This is a genomic window from Rossellomorea aquimaris, from assembly GCF_020172085.1.
GTDB lineage: Bacteria > Bacillota > Bacilli > Bacillales > Bacillaceae_B > Rossellomorea > Rossellomorea aquimaris_E.
In genome coordinates this window covers 408,619-424,949 of sequence record NZ_JAIVAT010000007.1, presented here as the reverse complement: position 1 = coordinate 424,949, position 16,331 = coordinate 408,619, and the positions used below count along the sequence as shown (strand labels likewise).

Here is a 16,331-nt window from a genome sequence, read left to right as displayed (position 1 = left end):
ATTTGTTCATACTACTGAATCGGAGGATCACACATATGTCACACATCACTTTAGCAGAATATCACCCATCATTTGAACGCAAACTTAGCGACTTTCACCTGCCGGCGGATCAGCTGCAGTTCACGAGTATGCCACTCGATAAAATCCATAACCCTTCCATCTCGAAAGACACTAGCCATATTGTCATCCTGCATAATGAAGAGCCCGTCGGTTACTTCGCATTGGAAAAAGGAGAAAAGCTTCATAAATACTCTTCTAATCCAAAAGCCAGACTACTAACCTCGTTCTCTATCGATGCAAGACATCAGGGACAAGGCATTGCCAAGAGCGGACTTAACCAATTACCAAGCTTCATCAAGGAACACCTGCCCGACACGGACGAAGTGGTCCTTGGCGTGAACAAACGAAATCAAGCTGCCATCAGCCTCTACCTCAAGACAGGTTTCACAGATGAAGATGAAATCTACGAAGGGCCTAAAGGACCTCAGCATATTCTTCATCTGAAGATATAAAAAAACAGGAATGCCCGTTATCTGGGCATTCCTGTTTCATTATCCTGTGCAGATCATCACCCGGTTTCCATCGGGATCCCCAATGACGAAGAAGGAAAAATCATCAAACCTTGTAATCTCAGAGACGATCTCATAATTCAGCTGTTCTACATATGAATAGGCTTCCTCAATGTTTTCAGTGTGAAAATTGAAGAGTGGATGGTTATGACCAGTCTCTTTTTTTACTCCCTCAGGTCCTGCATCCAAGGTCAATCCCGTAAAATGATTGATCGCCAGGTTGTATACAGGATCCTGCACCTCTTCCAGGTCGTAGGGCTGCCCCAATAATTCCGAAAACCACCGGACGGATTCCTTCAAGTTACTGACATGGACAAATACAGTATTGATTTGATTCAAGATTGGACTTTTCATTGATTCCGCTCTCCTTTCATCATCAATATGAAATGCTCTTAGACGAATGACTTTGAACTCCTCGAACACCCAGAGAATAGAAGTTCTTCTCCGTACATAATCTCCATCCAAAAGAGTCAGAACACCGTTTGACATCATGGTTAATGAGTCACTATTAGTACAATTAAAGACAGGCAAACTCACGCCCTTTCAACCACTCCAAACAACGATGGAAAACAAATCCAATTTATACTTTCATGGTAATATAAAGCTCACCGATAAGACAACCCCATCGTTACCAGATCGTAACCGAAAATATCCTTTGTATGATCAAGAAGGAATTCTTCTACTATGACTTGAAATAGTTAAAGATACAATCTAAGGAGATGAGACAATGAACGTCCAACATGTGCTTGACCTATACAGTAGCAGCATCCAAGAAAGGGACATCGAGAGATTCCTCTCAATCTATGATTCAGAAGTCCAAATCTATGACTGCTGGGGACAATGGGAGAGTAAAGGAATTGCTGCATGGCAAGAGAATGTGACCGAATGGTTCATCGGATTAAAGGCTGATGAAGAAATCCTGGAAGTCGATTTTCAAGATGTCATGATCGAGGAAACTTCTGATCTCGCCTTTGCCCACTGTGCCGTGACATTCGCTGCACATAAAGAATCGGATGGGGAAAAACTTCGCCAGATCACCAACCGTTTTACCTTTTGCATGAAAAAGGTGGAGGATACATGGCTGATCGTCCACGAGCATTCTTCATTGCCGATCAATATGCAGGATGGCAAAGGGATGTTCGGATTAAGATAAGAATCGGATGGATCTTAGCTCACAATAGAACGAGCTAAGTTCCATTGTTGTTCTAGAGGGTACCAGAATGGGAGGATCATATGCATATTCAACAGATTGACAGTTCAAAGATTCCGCACTATGCGACCATCTCTATTGCATACGAAGTGACCACCATACTTCAAGTAAGCCCCGTTAACGACGGGCTTGGGGGACTTCAGTTGGTCGAAAAACCGTGTACATCCTATGTAAAGGACTATGATCTCTTACCAGACTGTCATCCACTGACTTGGACAGAACAGTTTGATTTAGACGAATGGGGATTGTTCGTAGCATTAGAAAACGGTATGTATGTTGGCGGGGCTGCAGTGGCTCCAGAAACGGAGGGGTTCAAGAAAGGTGCCGCAACCTTATGGGACTTACGTGTTCAGCCCGAAACGAGGGGGAAGGGAATTGGCGGGAAACTGCTTGAAACGGTGATCCTTTGGTCCAAGGAACGGGAATACACCACACTGATGGTTGAAACCCAAAACGTAAATACACCTGCATGTAAATTTTACTCTGATAAGGGATTTGTACTAGAAACGATTGATCAGCATGGATATGGTGATTCTTTGGTAGAGAATGAAGCGAAATTGATCTGGACTTTGAAAATCTAATCGGGTCATCTCCCGTTATAGTTCTCCTGCATGTAAGAGAATGAGAATGAATGGCAGAAGCGATATCCCTACTACTGAAAGCAGACAAATAAACATGATTCTTTTTAGCGGAATATCCCAAATGAAGCGTAAAGCTGCCCCTAAGAAGAAAACAACCCAAAAGAGACCAACCAACGTACCGATCGGCTCTGATATACCCCAATGTGATTGGATAAAGGAGCCTTGATTCACATCAAATGAGGTGAAGTTCACCACTACCATAAGTAACATCAACAGTCCCATTCCCAGTGAGGCATAGCCATACGATTTCTGTTTCACTCCTTCACCCCCATTCTTCTATTCAACTTCCTTCAACCATCTCCATAATACCGGAATTCTGTTTTCATACTCCCCAAGCTCCTGGATCGTTTCAATGACTTGCATGGTCCCCAACCGCCGCTCTTCTTCATCCGTACATTCCATCCTCAATGATCGCTTTAGGTTGTACTCCAGCCACAGCAATTTTCCAGAGAAGCCTTTCGCCAACACAACCTCCCAGTTCGCCTTTAGACCTCCGAGTTTCCTTTGGTACCCAGTGATAAACGCTGAAAATTTGTCTTGATCAGACGTTCCGGACCAGTATAGGGCTGTCTCCACCAGATCGTGCATCGGATGGATGTATCCCGCCGACTCCCAATCAATCAGGATCGGTTTCCCCTTTACCCACATCACATTCTTCGGATCTAAATCCCGATGGCTGATCACCGAGTCGGATCCAAGCCTTGCCTCAGCTTTCCGGGCCCTAGCATCCCACTCTTCCAGATTCTCGATACTGCCCTTGAAAACCTCCAACCACTCTTCTTTCACATCCTGGCCTTTTTGAAGATAATAATGCCAATCAATCGAGGGACGGACCTCCTCCTCTTCTTTTTCTAAGTCGAGCCCTTGGAAATCTGCACGATGAATATCTGCCAGAATTGCCCCCATCACTTCACAATGATCCATGCCGATTTCACCAGCCTTTATACTTCTGCCTTCTACCCAATCAAACACAAGAAACCACACATCATCCACTTTCTGAATGGCATCGCCGTTGTACGTTACTGCGGGAAGTGCCGGTATATTTTCAGATGCCATGCGGGCGATTTGCTCTGAACGGATGTAGTTACCTAGGGCATCCGGTCGCTTCAAGATCGAAGGATTCAATGCTTTTACAGCATATTTTCCTTTCGTCGTTTCCACAGCGTACATGGTATGTAAGAGGCCACCCGACACTTTTTTCGGATCAGTAATCCAATCGCCGAGTTGAGTGATGTGGCTTAATTCGATTAAAGCGTGCTGTCGAATACCTTTACCTTCACTCACAAATGACACCCACCCTTTGAACGATTCTTTGGAATGCTCAATACAATCCACTCCTCGTCCTTTATTTGCTTCCCAATATACAGTATCTGGCCAACATGATAACTCACATGGGCCACTTCTATTTGGATCGCGCTCATCACACTTAGCGGCTTACCTCTTAATGTTACGGTCCTTTGCAAATCTTCTTCTCCAAGAAAGTTAATCGTTTTGAACAGCAACTCCCAGCCATCATTCCATTCCTGCAAGAGGACGTCTTTCGTTTTGAACTGATGGATAAATTCCAAATCTCGATCACGAAAGTCCTTTTCACCATCACTATGTAAAAAATCGATCCAACGCGAATGCATATTCCCACTTAGGTGTTGCATGATGATGGCTACGCTATTTGATTCCCGACCTGGTGTCCAATGTAAATCTTCCTCAGACAATTGGGCTATTGCTTGTTCTGCGCGTATTTTAAAATGATGGAATTGCTGTTGAATTGTTGTAAGGTATTCTTGACCTATAGTACTCACTAATAATCCTCCTTTTGCTCTGCAATAGAACAAAAACTTAAAACTACAACCTAAACCCATAAGCCTAAAAATGAATGATATGCAGAAAAAAATAAGCGGAGCCGTCTATCATACCCAGCCTATTTTACAGTCTCTTCATTAACTCAATATCCGCAAAGCTATCTTCTTCATACACAGGATCACCATAAATTCCATTAATCTTATCAATCCCAAGCTTTGTCCAGAACCTTAGTGCTCCCCAGTTCTTCAACGCGACATTTGCCCTCACTTCCTTAAAATTGTGCTGCTTCACGATATCCAACAATTCCTTCACCATTTCCCGCCCCAACCCTTTTTTGTGATAGTCAGGGTCGATGGTAAAATAATTGATGTAAAAGGATTCCGGAGCAGGGTAACCGTGATAGGTGATTAGCAGCCCGACTAATTCATCGGATTCCTTTATCCTGACCACTTGAATCTTAAAATGTTCTTTCGTTCCTCCAGGCGGCAGATCACCTTCCAGAAAACAGCGTTTGATGTATTCCTCATCCAGGTTGCTCCCGTCCCATTGATGGATGTAGCTTCCCTTTTCATAGATAGATTGGGCATCATCTATTTCTTCTTGCCGAATGTCCTGTATTGAAAGCCTTTCTGTCTCCCATGTATTCGGAATTATTTTCATAGGTATTCAACTCCACTATCCATTGTACCTCTCCTTCTTTCTTATACATTCCATCTCTTTCACTTCGATCATCTATCACTCTATTCTTTCCGTTCATATTCTTTTCCAATGACCGTCTTTTGATCCTTATCAATATACACAACTAGTCTACCTAAAGACTCATCTTCGGTACCATTAAAGGCAACTTTATAAATAGACCGCCCAATCCATTTCTCACCTATATGTTTGCCAAGACCTTTACCAACCGTAACTTCCTCCACATCAGAATCCTTGGGGCTGACCGGGATTTTGGTCTTCTCCTCCTGACTTAAATGGTTAAAGGCAACCATCTCAATTGATAACTGTCGGTAGCATCCGCTCATAAGAACAAAGAAAGTATATATCAATATGAACCGGGACGATTTCAACCTTCCTCACCACTTCCTTCTAAAGGCTCAGGATATCGTTTTATTACAATAATGGCCCGTCCTTATCCGTTACGGTCACAAACCATGGCAGTATGATCATATATCCCAACATCATCACCATAAACAAAGGCATGTATCCAAGCATGAATGAAAGAATAAAGAGAAGGGGTATCAGTATGGTCATGCCCACCAGCCACTTTTTGGAACGGTTTGTGAAATAAAGCCTTTTATGGCAGGCTGGGCACTGAATGTCAGGTCCTTTGATGATAAACAGTTTCTTAAAAATTAAAAACCATGACATCTTTGCATTACAATATACACACCGCGCCACCTGTTATTCCCCCTCACTCTTCTTTTTGATTCTGTTTTTCCAAAAGGTCTATGATTCTATCTAATTTCTTGTTCATCTCATTAGAAGCATAATGACTACTTTTACTGTTTACCACAATTCTTCTAATGAAGAGAGTGAAGGATAGTGCTCCCACCAGCAATAGTAGTATAACTAACATCTGAAAAATCACATCACCTAAATACATTGGAATCTCACCGACTTATCTTTATTTTTTTAATCAAACACGGTTTCCTTCTGAGGATCCCTCAAAAATTCAAACATCATCTTAATCTGCGATTCTGTATTTCGTCCAACCGACAGCTCCGGCAAATGCTCTTCCTCAAAGAATCCGATTCCCTTCGTTTCAACACCACTTTTGGCTTCCCCACCCGTTATTCTGCATTGAATGAATATTTTGTAGTAGTGGTATGCCTGAGGGGGATGTGGATGCTTATTCAGATCAAGCAGTGCGAGTAATTTGACCGGGGTCACATCATATCCCGACTCTTCTCTTATTTCCTTGACGATGTTTTCACCCGGAGACAGACCAATGTCACAGAAGCCTCCTGGCAGAGCCCATTTGTCATCGATTTTCTCTTTAACCATCAGAATTTTATCATCCTTGAACACGACACCCCTCACATCGACTTTCGGTGTCTGATAGCCCTTTTCGTTCGTGAATAAATCCTGGATCTTCTTCATCTCGAGACCCGTATATTCCTGCATGATCTCTGTACTGATCGCCCTTAATTCTTCATATCTCTCAATATCGTAAACGCTCTTTGAAAAGGCCAACCCCGATTGAGACAGAGCCTGAATCCGCTTCGCCCATTCCAGCCATTTATCACTCATCGCTCTGCACTCCCTTCATATTCCGATTTGCACAATCGGTAATGATGGTACTTTTCTTGATCAATCGTCACTTGCCCCTGATAGGTGAATCCACATTTTTCAATGACTTTCATAGACGAAGAATTGTCGATGAGAGCTACCGCGTTCAGGATTTCAACAGTTGTTTGAGTGAACAAATAATGGATCAATCCCAAAGAGGCTTTCGTTGCATAGCCCTTCCCTTGATGTTCATCCGAAATGGCATACATGATTTCCCGATTCGGTTCAGGCAGTTCTTCTTTTATTCCTGTACAGCACCAGCCGATGAACTCATCTGTATCCTTGAGAAATACCCCCATCTTTAAAAAATGATTCTCTATGTCCCCTGTTTTGGCAGCAGCCTGAAGGAATGCTTTATTCGCTGGCATTTCGTAATGGGTTACCCAGTCGAGTCTTTGTTCTAGTGTTGATTTCCAGTCAGGCAGGTAGTGGGCTATTTTAGGTTGGGTGGAGATTCTGTATATGTCATTTGCATCTTTAATGGTGAATTCCTGGAGGTAGATGTCTCCGCAATCAATTGTAAAAAGTTCTTCTAATTTCATAGAATGTTAACCCTTTCCATCTGTTCAGTATGAATCACTTTTTTCTCCCTATCTTCACCGACAATGTCGCCTCTTCTTTAAATACTCCCGATTCACTCAGTTCGAGCATCGCCTCTCTCACTTCGCGCTCAAATAACGGTACATTCGTACCAAGGAAACGTTTCGAACCATATGAAGTTGAGTAAAGGTTCCCCAGTAGCGACTCTATTGTCCAGGTGATTTCATATGTAGGCAGTGTGTGGGATTCCAGGTGGAATTTAGATTGTGAAATGATGTCTTCGTGACTGGCGACAGGGTGTGTATAGGTAGAGTTCCCGGCTTTCCGTTCATTTCCGTACCATTTTTCAACCACATCATTAAATCTTTCTTGCCAAGGAGTTAGTAACTTATCAGGTTCATAATTGTCAATGATCGCTACCCCTCCACCTGGAGAAACGATTTCATATAATTCATCCAACACCTCCCGCCTGTCCATCCAGTGAAACGCTTTGGCAATCATCACGAGATGATATTGATCCGTGTGTTTATATTCTTCTAACCTTCCATTGAACCATTGAATCTGACCGATCCTTATTTCATCATGGAGACGTTTCGCTTCTTCTATCATTTCCGGTTCAAGATCGATCCCGACGATCTCCTTACACCAATCTGAAAAACGTATGGTCAGATGTCCTGTCCCGCAACCGAGATCCAGGAGGTGCTGCTCTCCATTTAAAGAGAATGTTTCAACCAGGAATCTGATTAACGCAGAAGGATAGATGGGTCTATATTTTGAATAATAGGTTGCCGCTCCCTTAAATAATTCCGATCCATACTTGTTCATATGTTTCCTCCAGAAAAATGTTATGTATATCCCATACCAATTATTTCAAATAAAGAGTGTGATCACAATGATTATTTCAAGGAACACTGTTGGCGTTAGCCCTTTAAAAATAAAAAGCCCATCCACTGATGAACTAAAGTGAATGGGCTTTGATTGTTGTTCTTTCCGTTATGGTAATACGAGTATGCCGTCTGACACAGGGCGTTCACCCGTGGCGTCTGATGGTTGGTTCACCAGTCGGTCATGAACCACCATCGCGGAAGAACCTCCGCCATCAAAATTCATTCCTTTAACCGCCCCCAGAGATTGTAGGATTTGAGCACTTTCATAGAAGCTGACACCAACGCTCTGTTCAGGGTTACGGCCCTCTACAGTGACCAACAGAATATTCCCGTTATCTTTTACACCTGCAAAAGATCTCGGATGACGATATTGTGCAAAATGATAATAGAAGTCATGACTCCATGCAAATCCTTCTTCTTTTGCCTGGATGTCGATCTTTCCATCTTCAAGTAGTTGAGGTGCCCCGCCGATGATATCTAAATCAGTTGAAGCCTTAACCTGCTTCCCATCGGCTAATACGTTTCTAGCGATTGACAACGTCTCTCCTTCTGAGACATTCTGCTTCAACCAATCTGCCTGAGCACCTGTTGCTGAAAGCACGCTTCCATTCTCAGGGATAGCATGTCCACGCTCAGTGTATGAGTCCACCACTTTCCCCTCATCATCCAGCACGACTTCAAAGCCGCCTCCTTTAGGTGTTGCATCACCAAAGTAGGCGTTGTACTCGATGATTTCATCTGGATCCGTACATGTCACATCATGCTTTGGTTCATTGGTTTCCTTGTCATCGATCCCACCGCAGCTGCGGATCAATCCCAGCTTCCGGTTAATCCCATCAATCACTGAGCTCTCGCCACTTTCGGTTTCGACTTTCAATGAAGTGGAGGTATTGGCAATCTCTGCTTCGTTACTAGTTAGAAGAAGACTTGTACGATCTCCAACTGCCTCGCTTACCAATTGGCCATTCACGACCGAAACCCCCGCCGGATCACCAGGAATTCCATCCTCGGATCCTACGACGAAGTAGCCTCCATTCAAGCCGGCTAACGCTTCACTCCGACCCGACATGGATGACACGGTTTCGCGACCTGTAATTGAATCATTAGCTAATGTATTGGTCAGCTCACCCTGAAATTCATGAGGATCAATTTCAAGAACATCGATTTTCCATGGGCCCGTTGTTTTCGTTGTTCCATCATATTCCGAATAAGTGGCTCTAGCCTTCTCAAAGCCTTGAGTTTTCAGCTGATCAGCCACATCATTCGCTGAATTTTCTTCTTTGAATTCCCCGGTACGAACCACATATCCAATGGTTTTGTCCTCGACATCTGTATGTTGGGAGTATTTATTCTCTACTTTATGAAGCTTTGCTTTGTATCCTTTTTTCTTCAGGTCTTGGATAAGAGAATCGGCTTCTTCCTTTGTATCAAAGAACGCGACATCTACCGTAAAATACGATTTGTCTGAAACGTACCCTCTAGTAATATCTGTATATGTCACTCCTTTGGCTAATTGCTGTGTGTTTCGCGTTTCAGGTAAATGATTCTTACCGATTGAAAGCTCCTGAGAATTCGCAGCCCCGGCATCTTGTCCCTGCCAACCCACTGTCAGAATAGTAGAAAGGGATAACGCAGATACAATGGCCGTTTTTAAGAAAGAGCGGTGCATAATGTAAAACCTCCAAACAAATTTTTAATGCACCTTCATAGTAGTAGCAAATTGAAAATAGAACGTTACAGTAGTATAAAGAGTTGGTGAATTTCCATGAGATTTTATTTACTTTATCGTACGGGTTTGGATAAAATGATCACCCCTAAAGCCAATCTAAAAAAAAGAAAGGTTCACCATTTACATATTAGCTATCCAAGAAAGTATCGATGATCTTATCACACACATCATGATGGGTAGTCCCGTCAAAGTTGAGCAAAACCACTATTCCCAAGTCGAGTTCGGGTACCATCGTCATGAGGGATCTGACAGCCATTTGACCGCCTCCATGTTCGACAACCCGAAGACCTCTATACGTGTCCGTAAACCATGCAAGCCCATAACTTCTCACTTCACTCCCAAACCGCCATTCTTCACTGACAAGATGAACAGGTTGTTGCATTTCTTCAATTAAATCTGTCCGTAATACATCCGACTCTTTCGAAAGATGAAACGCTACATACCTCCCTAAATCATTGGCTGTAGAGTATAAATAACCTATCGGAGCAGATAGAGCATTTTTTGGAAATGGCGTTTCGACCTTCTCCTCACCTAAGTAATACCTGGCACTGTTTGCATCTTCTTCAACATTCTTTGAGTCACTCGTTGTCCGATACATATGTAAGGGAGAAAGAATTTTATCTTCAAGATGTGATTCCCACTCTTCCCCTGTAACCTTTTGGAATAAATCTGCCAGAATCACATACGCATCGGTGCAATAATTCCACCCCTGCCCTACCGGATACTCCAACTCCACCTTTTGGAACCACCTCGTTACATCCTCTCTCGTTTTCACACTATCAATCTCTTCTTCTGTAAGATCATAGTGGTCTAATGCTTCTTGAAATTCAGTAGGAGTGTCGGAAAATATGTCTCTCACATTCGGAGCTGTCATATTGGCAATCCCCAATTCTGAAGGAAAGCCCGCCGTATGGGATAAAAGATGCCGTATCGTGATCCTATCACTTTGTTGCTTATCTTTCGTTCTGAAGTATGGCAGATATTGAACAACGGGATCATCCAATGAAACCAGGTTCTCTTCTACAAGCTGCATGATGGAAAGGGCCATGAAATTCTTTGAAATACTTTGGATACTCATCTTAGTATCTCCATCCATCGGTTGGTTCATAGGTTGAACCTGTGAGTAGCCAAACCCTCTGGAGTAGATGATGTCAGAGCCTTTTACGATTGCAACGCTTAATCCGGTTCCGTTTTGATCATTCATAATCTGATTGATAAAATCTGTTATGTGGTCCAGTTTGTCTTTTATTTGATTCATATTTGTCTCCTTTTTGATTCTAGAAAGCTTCTTCTTATTAAAATCTTATTCTAGTACAACAATTCAATCCACCTAATAAACCATTCGAAGAAATCTTTAGGACATAAAAACTGCGTAACTCTGGTTAGAGCTACGCAGTGTATGATTTGCTATTTGAAAGTCTTCTTACGCATTATACACAATGTGTTCTATGCTTTTCTTTGAGAGACAATACCTTACTGCTAGGTCGGAGATAGACTCCCCAAGTGTATATTGATGAACGATTTTCCGATTTCTTTCGTTCAATTTTTTCTTAGTACCGTTTCTTGCCCCCCATGAACGTCTCTTTCCCTTTTTAACGGGAATATAAAGGCATTCACCGTCTATATAATCCTGAATCTTATTGATCAGTTCATCGGGAAGGACTTGATCCGCTTTTTTGTATCCCATATCTTTGCTCCTCCTTATATTGAAATAAGAAATTAGCAAAGACTGCTACCTAAATGATTTAATGTTATCGACTAATAGCAACCCTTGCTATCAGGAAGTAAATGGTTCTCTCATGGAAACACCTCTTTAACACGATTTGTTTATAATTTAAAATAAATACTATTTTTTGGTACATCATACAGTTTCAACAGGTGGAGATAAAATTCCTTCTTCATCATTGGTCAGTGGAAAATAAATAAAAAAGAACCACCCGATTACAACCAGGAAGTTCTCATCATCCTCACCCGCCCGTATACACACTTGCACAAGTCCCTGCCGCTGGTTCATAGTAACAATGATTCTTGAATTGCCCCGCAAACGGCTGTCCGTACCATGTCGAGGGACATGGAGCATAAGGATTGAAATACCACAGGGAATACTTTGCCGGGTGCTGGGCCCAGTAATCCAGATTCTGCTTAGCTAACTTTTTCTCGACAGATCTTGCTCTGTTATAGAATAAATTCCCTTTTTGAACCGCTTCAAAGGAGTAATTCCCGCCCTGGACCTGGAAGATGACTTGACGAATGCTTCTTACATCCTTGAAATCCAGACAGTCCGCTTTCGCACGGTTCACGATAACATTGCCAACGTACAACATCCCTTGCTTCCCTTCGCCTTCTGCTTCCGCTCTCATCATCCTCGCCATCAAGGCCACATCAGCATCGGTGTATTTGACTCTTGGCATTTTACTCACCTCAGGATATTTTATGAAAAATGCCGGGTTTCATGTCAGGAATTATTCGATAAAGAGAATTGGGATAAGCATTCGGTACTTACTGTGACATGATTTTTTCTTTAAATATGATCGCTTTTTCTGACCTATGATCCATCTTTATCAGCCGTTCATAACTAATCGCACTATCATCCACCGCATAATTCACCCTTGCCGTTACCACCATGCTTCCGGCTTTCCACCTCATATCAAGGCTCGTAGTTATATAGTCATTTCTCATGTCATTGCTTTTGTAATAAACGTAGGTATGTGACCCTTCTTGAAAAACTCGAAAGCCTTTCAGTTCTGTATTTTCATGAATCTCTTTCCGGATTGTCTCAGGTGCTTCCTCAAGAGAAATGTCTTCATCATCCACTTTAAAACCTATAGTCATATAATAAAAGAAACCTAACCCCAAGAAGAAGGTTAAAAGAATGACTCCTTTTTTCATGAACTTACCTCTCCATCTTCCCGCCTGTCATCATCTCTAAAAACTTCCCTGCCTCTTCAGTAAGAAAGACCGTTCTCTCAGTGGAACCATCCCTGTTTCGAAAGATCTCCACAGATTTGTCTTTATGAAGGTGAACATCATACTTTTTGCCTCCCCATGCAAAAGTCCCCACTGCAAATTTTTTCAGGAACCCCTGGCTCTCTACCCTACTTTTACCAGTTTAGATTACACCATCAGCTAAAATGACAATCACCCTGTCCAAAACCTAAGATTTAAAAAACCATTCTTCTTACGAGCCTCCCCCAAACCCATTACTACTCGACTTCACCCTTTCCAATTCCTGCAGCTGTTCTTCTTTGCTTCCCCGTAAAGTCCTTCTGCCGAGCGCCCCGGCAAGGCCTAAGAATACTACGATCCCGATAAACAATCCCATCCTCAATACCTCCTATTAACTTGTTTAGTACCTAACAACCAAGTGACAATGAATCCAAAAATAAGTATATTAAATGTGTGATTTTTCAGAATTATTATATCACACCTCTGGAAATATGTGGTTTTATCACCTGAGATTATTTCTCCTTACTGATGAAATACCCCTACGGAGATCCTGCCCAGGATTTTCGGAGGGGTATTCGTTTCTTAATCAGTACTTTTGTCATTTTACCCTAACAGCAATCGTCTTTATGAGGCATTGCAATATACGTTGTGGTGCAATATTCTAGATCAAAGATGACTTCGCCGTTGCATATTCCTGCTCCAGCGAGATCCGTTACGTTTTTAAAACACGAGATATCAAGTGAGATCAATCCCTCAACAAAGATAGGGACCGATGATCCCGGATTCACTGTAGCAACGAACTCAGGACCGCATCTATCTGTCACACAAACCTTCATGGAGCATCCACTTGTTGGATTTCCTGTATTTTTTACCACAACCAAGCCGCTAAATTCAAGATTTGCTTTGCTGGTAAAATGATTATAGCTATGACAATCACACGGCTGTGAAATCGGTGCACAATGCTTGAAACACTTTATTTCCTCTTTTTTTCTACAAAAATCAAATCCTTTAATTTCCGGTGGGCATTGCTTTGGACTTGGTTCACATTTCTCTTCCAGCTCTTCACAATCACATATGATGGTATGTCTTTTACAAGAATCGCACTCACCCATGCATTCTTCCGATTTACATTCATGCTTCACCACATGCTCGCATATACATATTTCTTTTTCACATGTCGAACATGGGCTTTTGTGCTTCATACAAACACAACATGTGCACGTCTTTGTTATATGATGTTCGCATTTGCATTCTTTTACACAATCCTCATGACAGCATGTGTGCTTTTCGTGATGTTTGCAACATTTCTTTTCATGAAGTTTAAACACACGTTCTGATTTTCCATGAGATTCTACTCGATTAATATACACTTTGGGTTGTTCTTTGCTTCTTCGGCAGTGACTGCATCGCTTTGAACCGTTACATCCACAGGATTCTTTTTTAGAAACCATACAAAAGCCTCCTCCCTATCCCCTCATTCAAGCTACTACTATGATATGTAGAAGGGCATGGTTGGAAAAGGCGAATGAATCAGGGTAAACGCCCAATTTAGGTATTTATATTGGTTTTAATACCTAAATCCCCTATTATGGAGACTGGATTATATTCTGTTGCTCTCTGTATCTAAACAAAGAATCCCCATCTAAAAAATCAGACAAGGATTCTTTTATCTCATAAATATGAATTTATTGGAAAGGGATAATGAACGGCTTTCATTGCTGTTTACATTGCTTTTTAGGCGAGGGGATTATCGTGATTTGAGGAATGTTATTCTCATTACGTTTTTCTTATAGACAAGTTCTTGTAGCACAGTATTCTAGGTCAAAGATGATTTCTCCACTACAAGTTGCCGGTACAGGAAGAACTACATCACCTTCAACACATGCAATTTCAAGAGCAATTAATCCTTCGACAAAAATTGGAATCGATGCTCCTGGGTTGACTTCTGCAACAGTATTCGTACCGACTCTATCTGTCACACGGACCAGCATTGAACAACCGCTGGTAGGGTTCCCTGTATTGCTAACGACTACTAATCCACTAAATTCAAAGTTCGTTCTGCTAGTAAAGTAGTTAAAGTACTCTGGAGCCGTTGCATCACTACACGGCTGCGAAATCGGCTGACACTGCTTAAAGCATCTTAATTCATTTCTCTTTTTACATAAATTGTACCCTTTCACGCGATCAGGACATGCTTCCTTTTCCTCGTACCATTTCTTTTTGGGCATATCACATTTCTCATACACACAATGGTGCACTGGAGCATTTTCCTTTTTCATGTTACATGTACATTTTTCCTTACAACCACAGTGGTTTCCTTCGGATTGATAGATCATCACATTATTTCCTCCTTGAGTCTTGGTTTTTGGCTTCCCTATCAATATATGTTTCATGGTCTTTCGTGTACAGGCAATTTCACTAATACAAACATCCAATTTGACTACAATTGAAGACAGTCAATCTTCTTCTTGTTATCCTCCTATCGTTTGACTAACGACTGTAAACCCGCTGATTGCGCATGAAGAAAACACGCATATTTCATTTGGATCTGTTAGGCTGTCGACAAAATACACCAGGCAGTCTTTGACTGTCAGCACATAGAGTGATAAGGGGGTTACGGGAGTATATCCCTTAACATAAACATCCAGCAAGAGTCCGTAATTAGCTGTACACCTTAACTCTTCTCCAATACCCGTAGCACAGCAAGGACAGGTACACGATTTCTTCTTTTTACAGTCGTCATCGGTGCTTTCCACTTCATTTGCCTTATCAAGCAGAAATTCAAACACATCAGGGGTTTCTACAGTATCTGTTGCGCAAATACCTGCAACATCACATAATTGCACAGCTGTATTAGGCGCAATCGTATCCTGTGTAGCAGGTCTGAACCTAAGAACCGAACAATCTACAACCTGATTGATTACTTGTCCGGTTGTTGGGTTCGTTAAACCATTCATCGTACTAAAATAGATATCAATGGCTTTTTCGTCCGCGGTTGTTATCGTAGATTGAAATGCCTGGACTTCTTTTAATAAGCCTGCAAGGTTCTGTACACAACAATCGCAATCCTTTGCACAACCATTGCCATTGCAGTTTTCCATGCCTTCACCCCCTCGTTTGCCACGCTTATTATTTTTCTGTTTCTCAAAGAAGTCATCATCGATGATAATTATAGGCTTACAATCACCACATTTTACATCCATAGTGACTCCATCCACATCCACTGGGGTTGAAATGCTCTGGTCATTGGTCATGGTTTGGTCACCATGTCGTTGAGCTTGTAATTGAGGGCCCTGGTTTTGGTCCTGGTCTTCTGTTTGATCTTGATCCTGGTTTTGTACCTGAATTTCATTTTGGTTCTGTGCTTGAGGACCCTGTGATTGATTCCCCTGCTCTTGCGTTTGAGGGCCCTGTTTTTGCCCATCTTGGTTTTGCCCCTGTATTTGAGGTCCTTGTTCCTGCTCTAAACCGCCTTGTTCCTGCTTTTGCTCCTGCTCCTGTTCCCCAATGGATTGGCATTGAGGATTATTCTCAGAAAATGTTTGGTCGGTGTGCTCCACTTCCTCTTCCTTACCCTGACACGTACAAAATTGATGTTGTTTAAAGCACCCCTTACAATATCCATAGCTATCATTATCGGAATAGCTCATAAATGTCACCGCCTTTCTGTAATAGCATATGAAAATAAGAATTTGATTGTATGGACAAACAGACCATGCT

The 16,331-nt window shown here is 42.0% G+C and carries 24 protein-coding genes; 3 read left to right on the top strand and 21 right to left on the bottom strand.

Features of this window, described 5'->3' with window-relative positions:
- The first annotated feature begins 35 nt into the window (after positions 1–35).
- Positions 36–512, top strand: a complete 477-nt coding sequence (locus LCL96_RS14705; protein ID WP_224942226.1) for a GNAT family N-acetyltransferase — start codon at positions 36–38, stop codon at positions 510–512.
- A gap of 39 nt (positions 513–551) precedes the next feature.
- Here LCL96_RS14705 and LCL96_RS14700 read toward each other — a convergent pair whose 3' ends face one another.
- The gene (locus tag LCL96_RS14700; protein WP_224942224.1) at positions 552–923 is read right to left on the bottom strand and encodes a VOC family protein; all 372 of its coding nucleotides are present in this window, start codon (positions 921–923) and stop codon (positions 552–554) included.
- Positions 924–1,296: 373 nt separating this feature from the next.
- Between LCL96_RS14700 and LCL96_RS14695 the strand changes: the two genes are divergently transcribed.
- Both LCL96_RS14695 and LCL96_RS14690 read left to right on the top strand, forming a co-directional pair.
- A complete protein-coding gene (locus tag LCL96_RS14695) occupies positions 1,297–1,722 on the top strand; it encodes a YybH family protein (protein ID WP_224942222.1) in 426 nt (141 codons plus the stop codon).
- A gap of 80 nt (positions 1,723–1,802) precedes the next feature.
- Entirely contained in the window at positions 1,803–2,360 is a 558-nt protein-coding gene (locus tag LCL96_RS14690; RefSeq protein WP_224942220.1) for a GNAT family N-acetyltransferase, read from the top strand.
- A gap of 15 nt (positions 2,361–2,375) precedes the next feature.
- Here LCL96_RS14690 and LCL96_RS14685 read toward each other — a convergent pair whose 3' ends face one another.
- The 20 genes from LCL96_RS14685 to LCL96_RS14590 form a co-directional block, all read right to left on the bottom strand.
- Positions 2,376–2,678 (bottom strand): hypothetical protein, encoded by a 303-nt coding sequence (locus LCL96_RS14685; protein WP_224942218.1) that lies wholly within the window; start codon positions 2,676–2,678, stop codon positions 2,376–2,378.
- Positions 2,679–2,696: 18 nt separating this feature from the next.
- Complete coding sequence (locus LCL96_RS14680; protein WP_224942216.1) at positions 2,697–3,704, bottom strand: phosphotransferase; 1,008 nt, start codon at positions 3,702–3,704, stop codon at positions 2,697–2,699.
- A complete protein-coding gene (locus LCL96_RS14675) occupies positions 3,701–4,219 on the bottom strand; it encodes a DUF1572 family protein (RefSeq protein WP_224942214.1) in 519 nt (172 codons plus the stop codon). Before LCL96_RS14675 ends, LCL96_RS14680 begins: the two co-directional genes overlap by 4 nt.
- A gap of 124 nt (positions 4,220–4,343) precedes the next feature.
- The gene (locus LCL96_RS14670; protein ID WP_224942212.1) at positions 4,344–4,880 is read right to left on the bottom strand and encodes a GNAT family N-acetyltransferase; all 537 of its coding nucleotides are present in this window, start codon (positions 4,878–4,880) and stop codon (positions 4,344–4,346) included.
- A gap of 80 nt (positions 4,881–4,960) precedes the next feature.
- A complete protein-coding gene (locus tag LCL96_RS14665; RefSeq protein ID WP_224942211.1) occupies positions 4,961–5,287 on the bottom strand; it encodes a hypothetical protein in 327 nt (108 codons plus the stop codon).
- Positions 5,288–5,330: 43 nt separating this feature from the next.
- Entirely contained in the window at positions 5,331–5,618 is a 288-nt protein-coding gene (locus LCL96_RS14660; protein WP_224942210.1) for a TIGR04104 family putative zinc finger protein, read from the bottom strand.
- Positions 5,619–5,631: 13 nt separating this feature from the next.
- Positions 5,632–5,823, bottom strand: a complete 192-nt coding sequence (locus tag LCL96_RS14655) for a DUF4083 domain-containing protein (protein WP_224942209.1) — start codon at positions 5,821–5,823, stop codon at positions 5,632–5,634.
- 29 nt (positions 5,824–5,852) lie between these two features.
- Positions 5,853–6,470, bottom strand: coding sequence for an NUDIX hydrolase (locus tag LCL96_RS14650; protein ID WP_224942208.1), 618 nt, complete (start codon positions 6,468–6,470; stop codon positions 5,853–5,855).
- Positions 6,467–7,051 carry a GNAT family N-acetyltransferase gene (locus LCL96_RS14645; RefSeq protein WP_224942207.1) on the bottom strand — a complete coding sequence of 195 codons (585 nt, stop codon included), beginning with the start codon at positions 7,049–7,051 and terminating at the stop codon, positions 6,467–6,469. The genes LCL96_RS14650 and LCL96_RS14645 overlap by 4 nt, the downstream gene beginning before the upstream one ends.
- Positions 7,052–7,085: 34 nt before the next feature.
- Positions 7,086–7,874, bottom strand: a complete 789-nt coding sequence (locus LCL96_RS14640) for a class I SAM-dependent methyltransferase (protein ID WP_224942206.1) — start codon at positions 7,872–7,874, stop codon at positions 7,086–7,088.
- 168 nt (positions 7,875–8,042) lie between these two features.
- Positions 8,043–9,605, bottom strand: coding sequence for a phosphodiester glycosidase family protein (locus tag LCL96_RS14635; protein ID WP_224942205.1), 1,563 nt, complete (start codon positions 9,603–9,605; stop codon positions 8,043–8,045).
- Between the two features lie 187 nt (positions 9,606–9,792).
- Positions 9,793–10,923, bottom strand: a complete 1,131-nt coding sequence (locus tag LCL96_RS14630) for a serine hydrolase domain-containing protein (protein WP_224942203.1) — start codon at positions 10,921–10,923, stop codon at positions 9,793–9,795.
- 165 nt (positions 10,924–11,088) lie between these two features.
- Entirely contained in the window at positions 11,089–11,352 is a 264-nt protein-coding gene (locus LCL96_RS14625; RefSeq protein ID WP_224942201.1) for a CD3324 family protein, read from the bottom strand.
- Positions 11,353–11,632: 280 nt separating this feature from the next.
- On the bottom strand, positions 11,633–12,076 hold the full coding sequence (locus LCL96_RS14620; protein WP_224942199.1) for a cell wall hydrolase: 444 nt from the start codon (positions 12,074–12,076) through the stop codon (positions 11,633–11,635).
- A gap of 88 nt (positions 12,077–12,164) precedes the next feature.
- Positions 12,165–12,554 carry a hypothetical protein gene (locus tag LCL96_RS14615; protein WP_224942197.1) on the bottom strand — a complete coding sequence of 130 codons (390 nt, stop codon included), beginning with the start codon at positions 12,552–12,554 and terminating at the stop codon, positions 12,165–12,167.
- A 289-nt stretch (positions 12,555–12,843) separates the two neighbouring features.
- Positions 12,844–12,987 carry a hypothetical protein gene (locus LCL96_RS14610; RefSeq protein WP_224942195.1) on the bottom strand — a complete coding sequence of 48 codons (144 nt, stop codon included), beginning with the start codon at positions 12,985–12,987 and terminating at the stop codon, positions 12,844–12,846.
- Positions 12,988–13,219: 232 nt separating this feature from the next.
- Positions 13,220–13,447, bottom strand: coding sequence for a hypothetical protein (locus LCL96_RS14605; protein WP_224942193.1), 228 nt, complete (start codon positions 13,445–13,447; stop codon positions 13,220–13,222).
- Between the two features lie 137 nt (positions 13,448–13,584).
- Positions 13,585–13,746 (bottom strand): hypothetical protein, encoded by a 162-nt coding sequence (locus LCL96_RS14600; RefSeq protein ID WP_224942192.1) that lies wholly within the window; start codon positions 13,744–13,746, stop codon positions 13,585–13,587.
- A 652-nt stretch (positions 13,747–14,398) separates the two neighbouring features.
- Entirely contained in the window at positions 14,399–14,869 is a 471-nt protein-coding gene (locus LCL96_RS14595) for an S-Ena type endospore appendage (RefSeq protein WP_224942191.1), read from the bottom strand.
- Positions 14,870–15,082: 213 nt separating this feature from the next.
- Positions 15,083–16,261: a hypothetical protein gene (locus tag LCL96_RS14590; RefSeq protein WP_224942190.1), complete on the bottom strand. Its 1,179-nt coding sequence runs from the start codon at positions 16,259–16,261 to the stop codon at positions 15,083–15,085.
- Positions 16,262–16,331 lie beyond the last annotated feature (70 nt).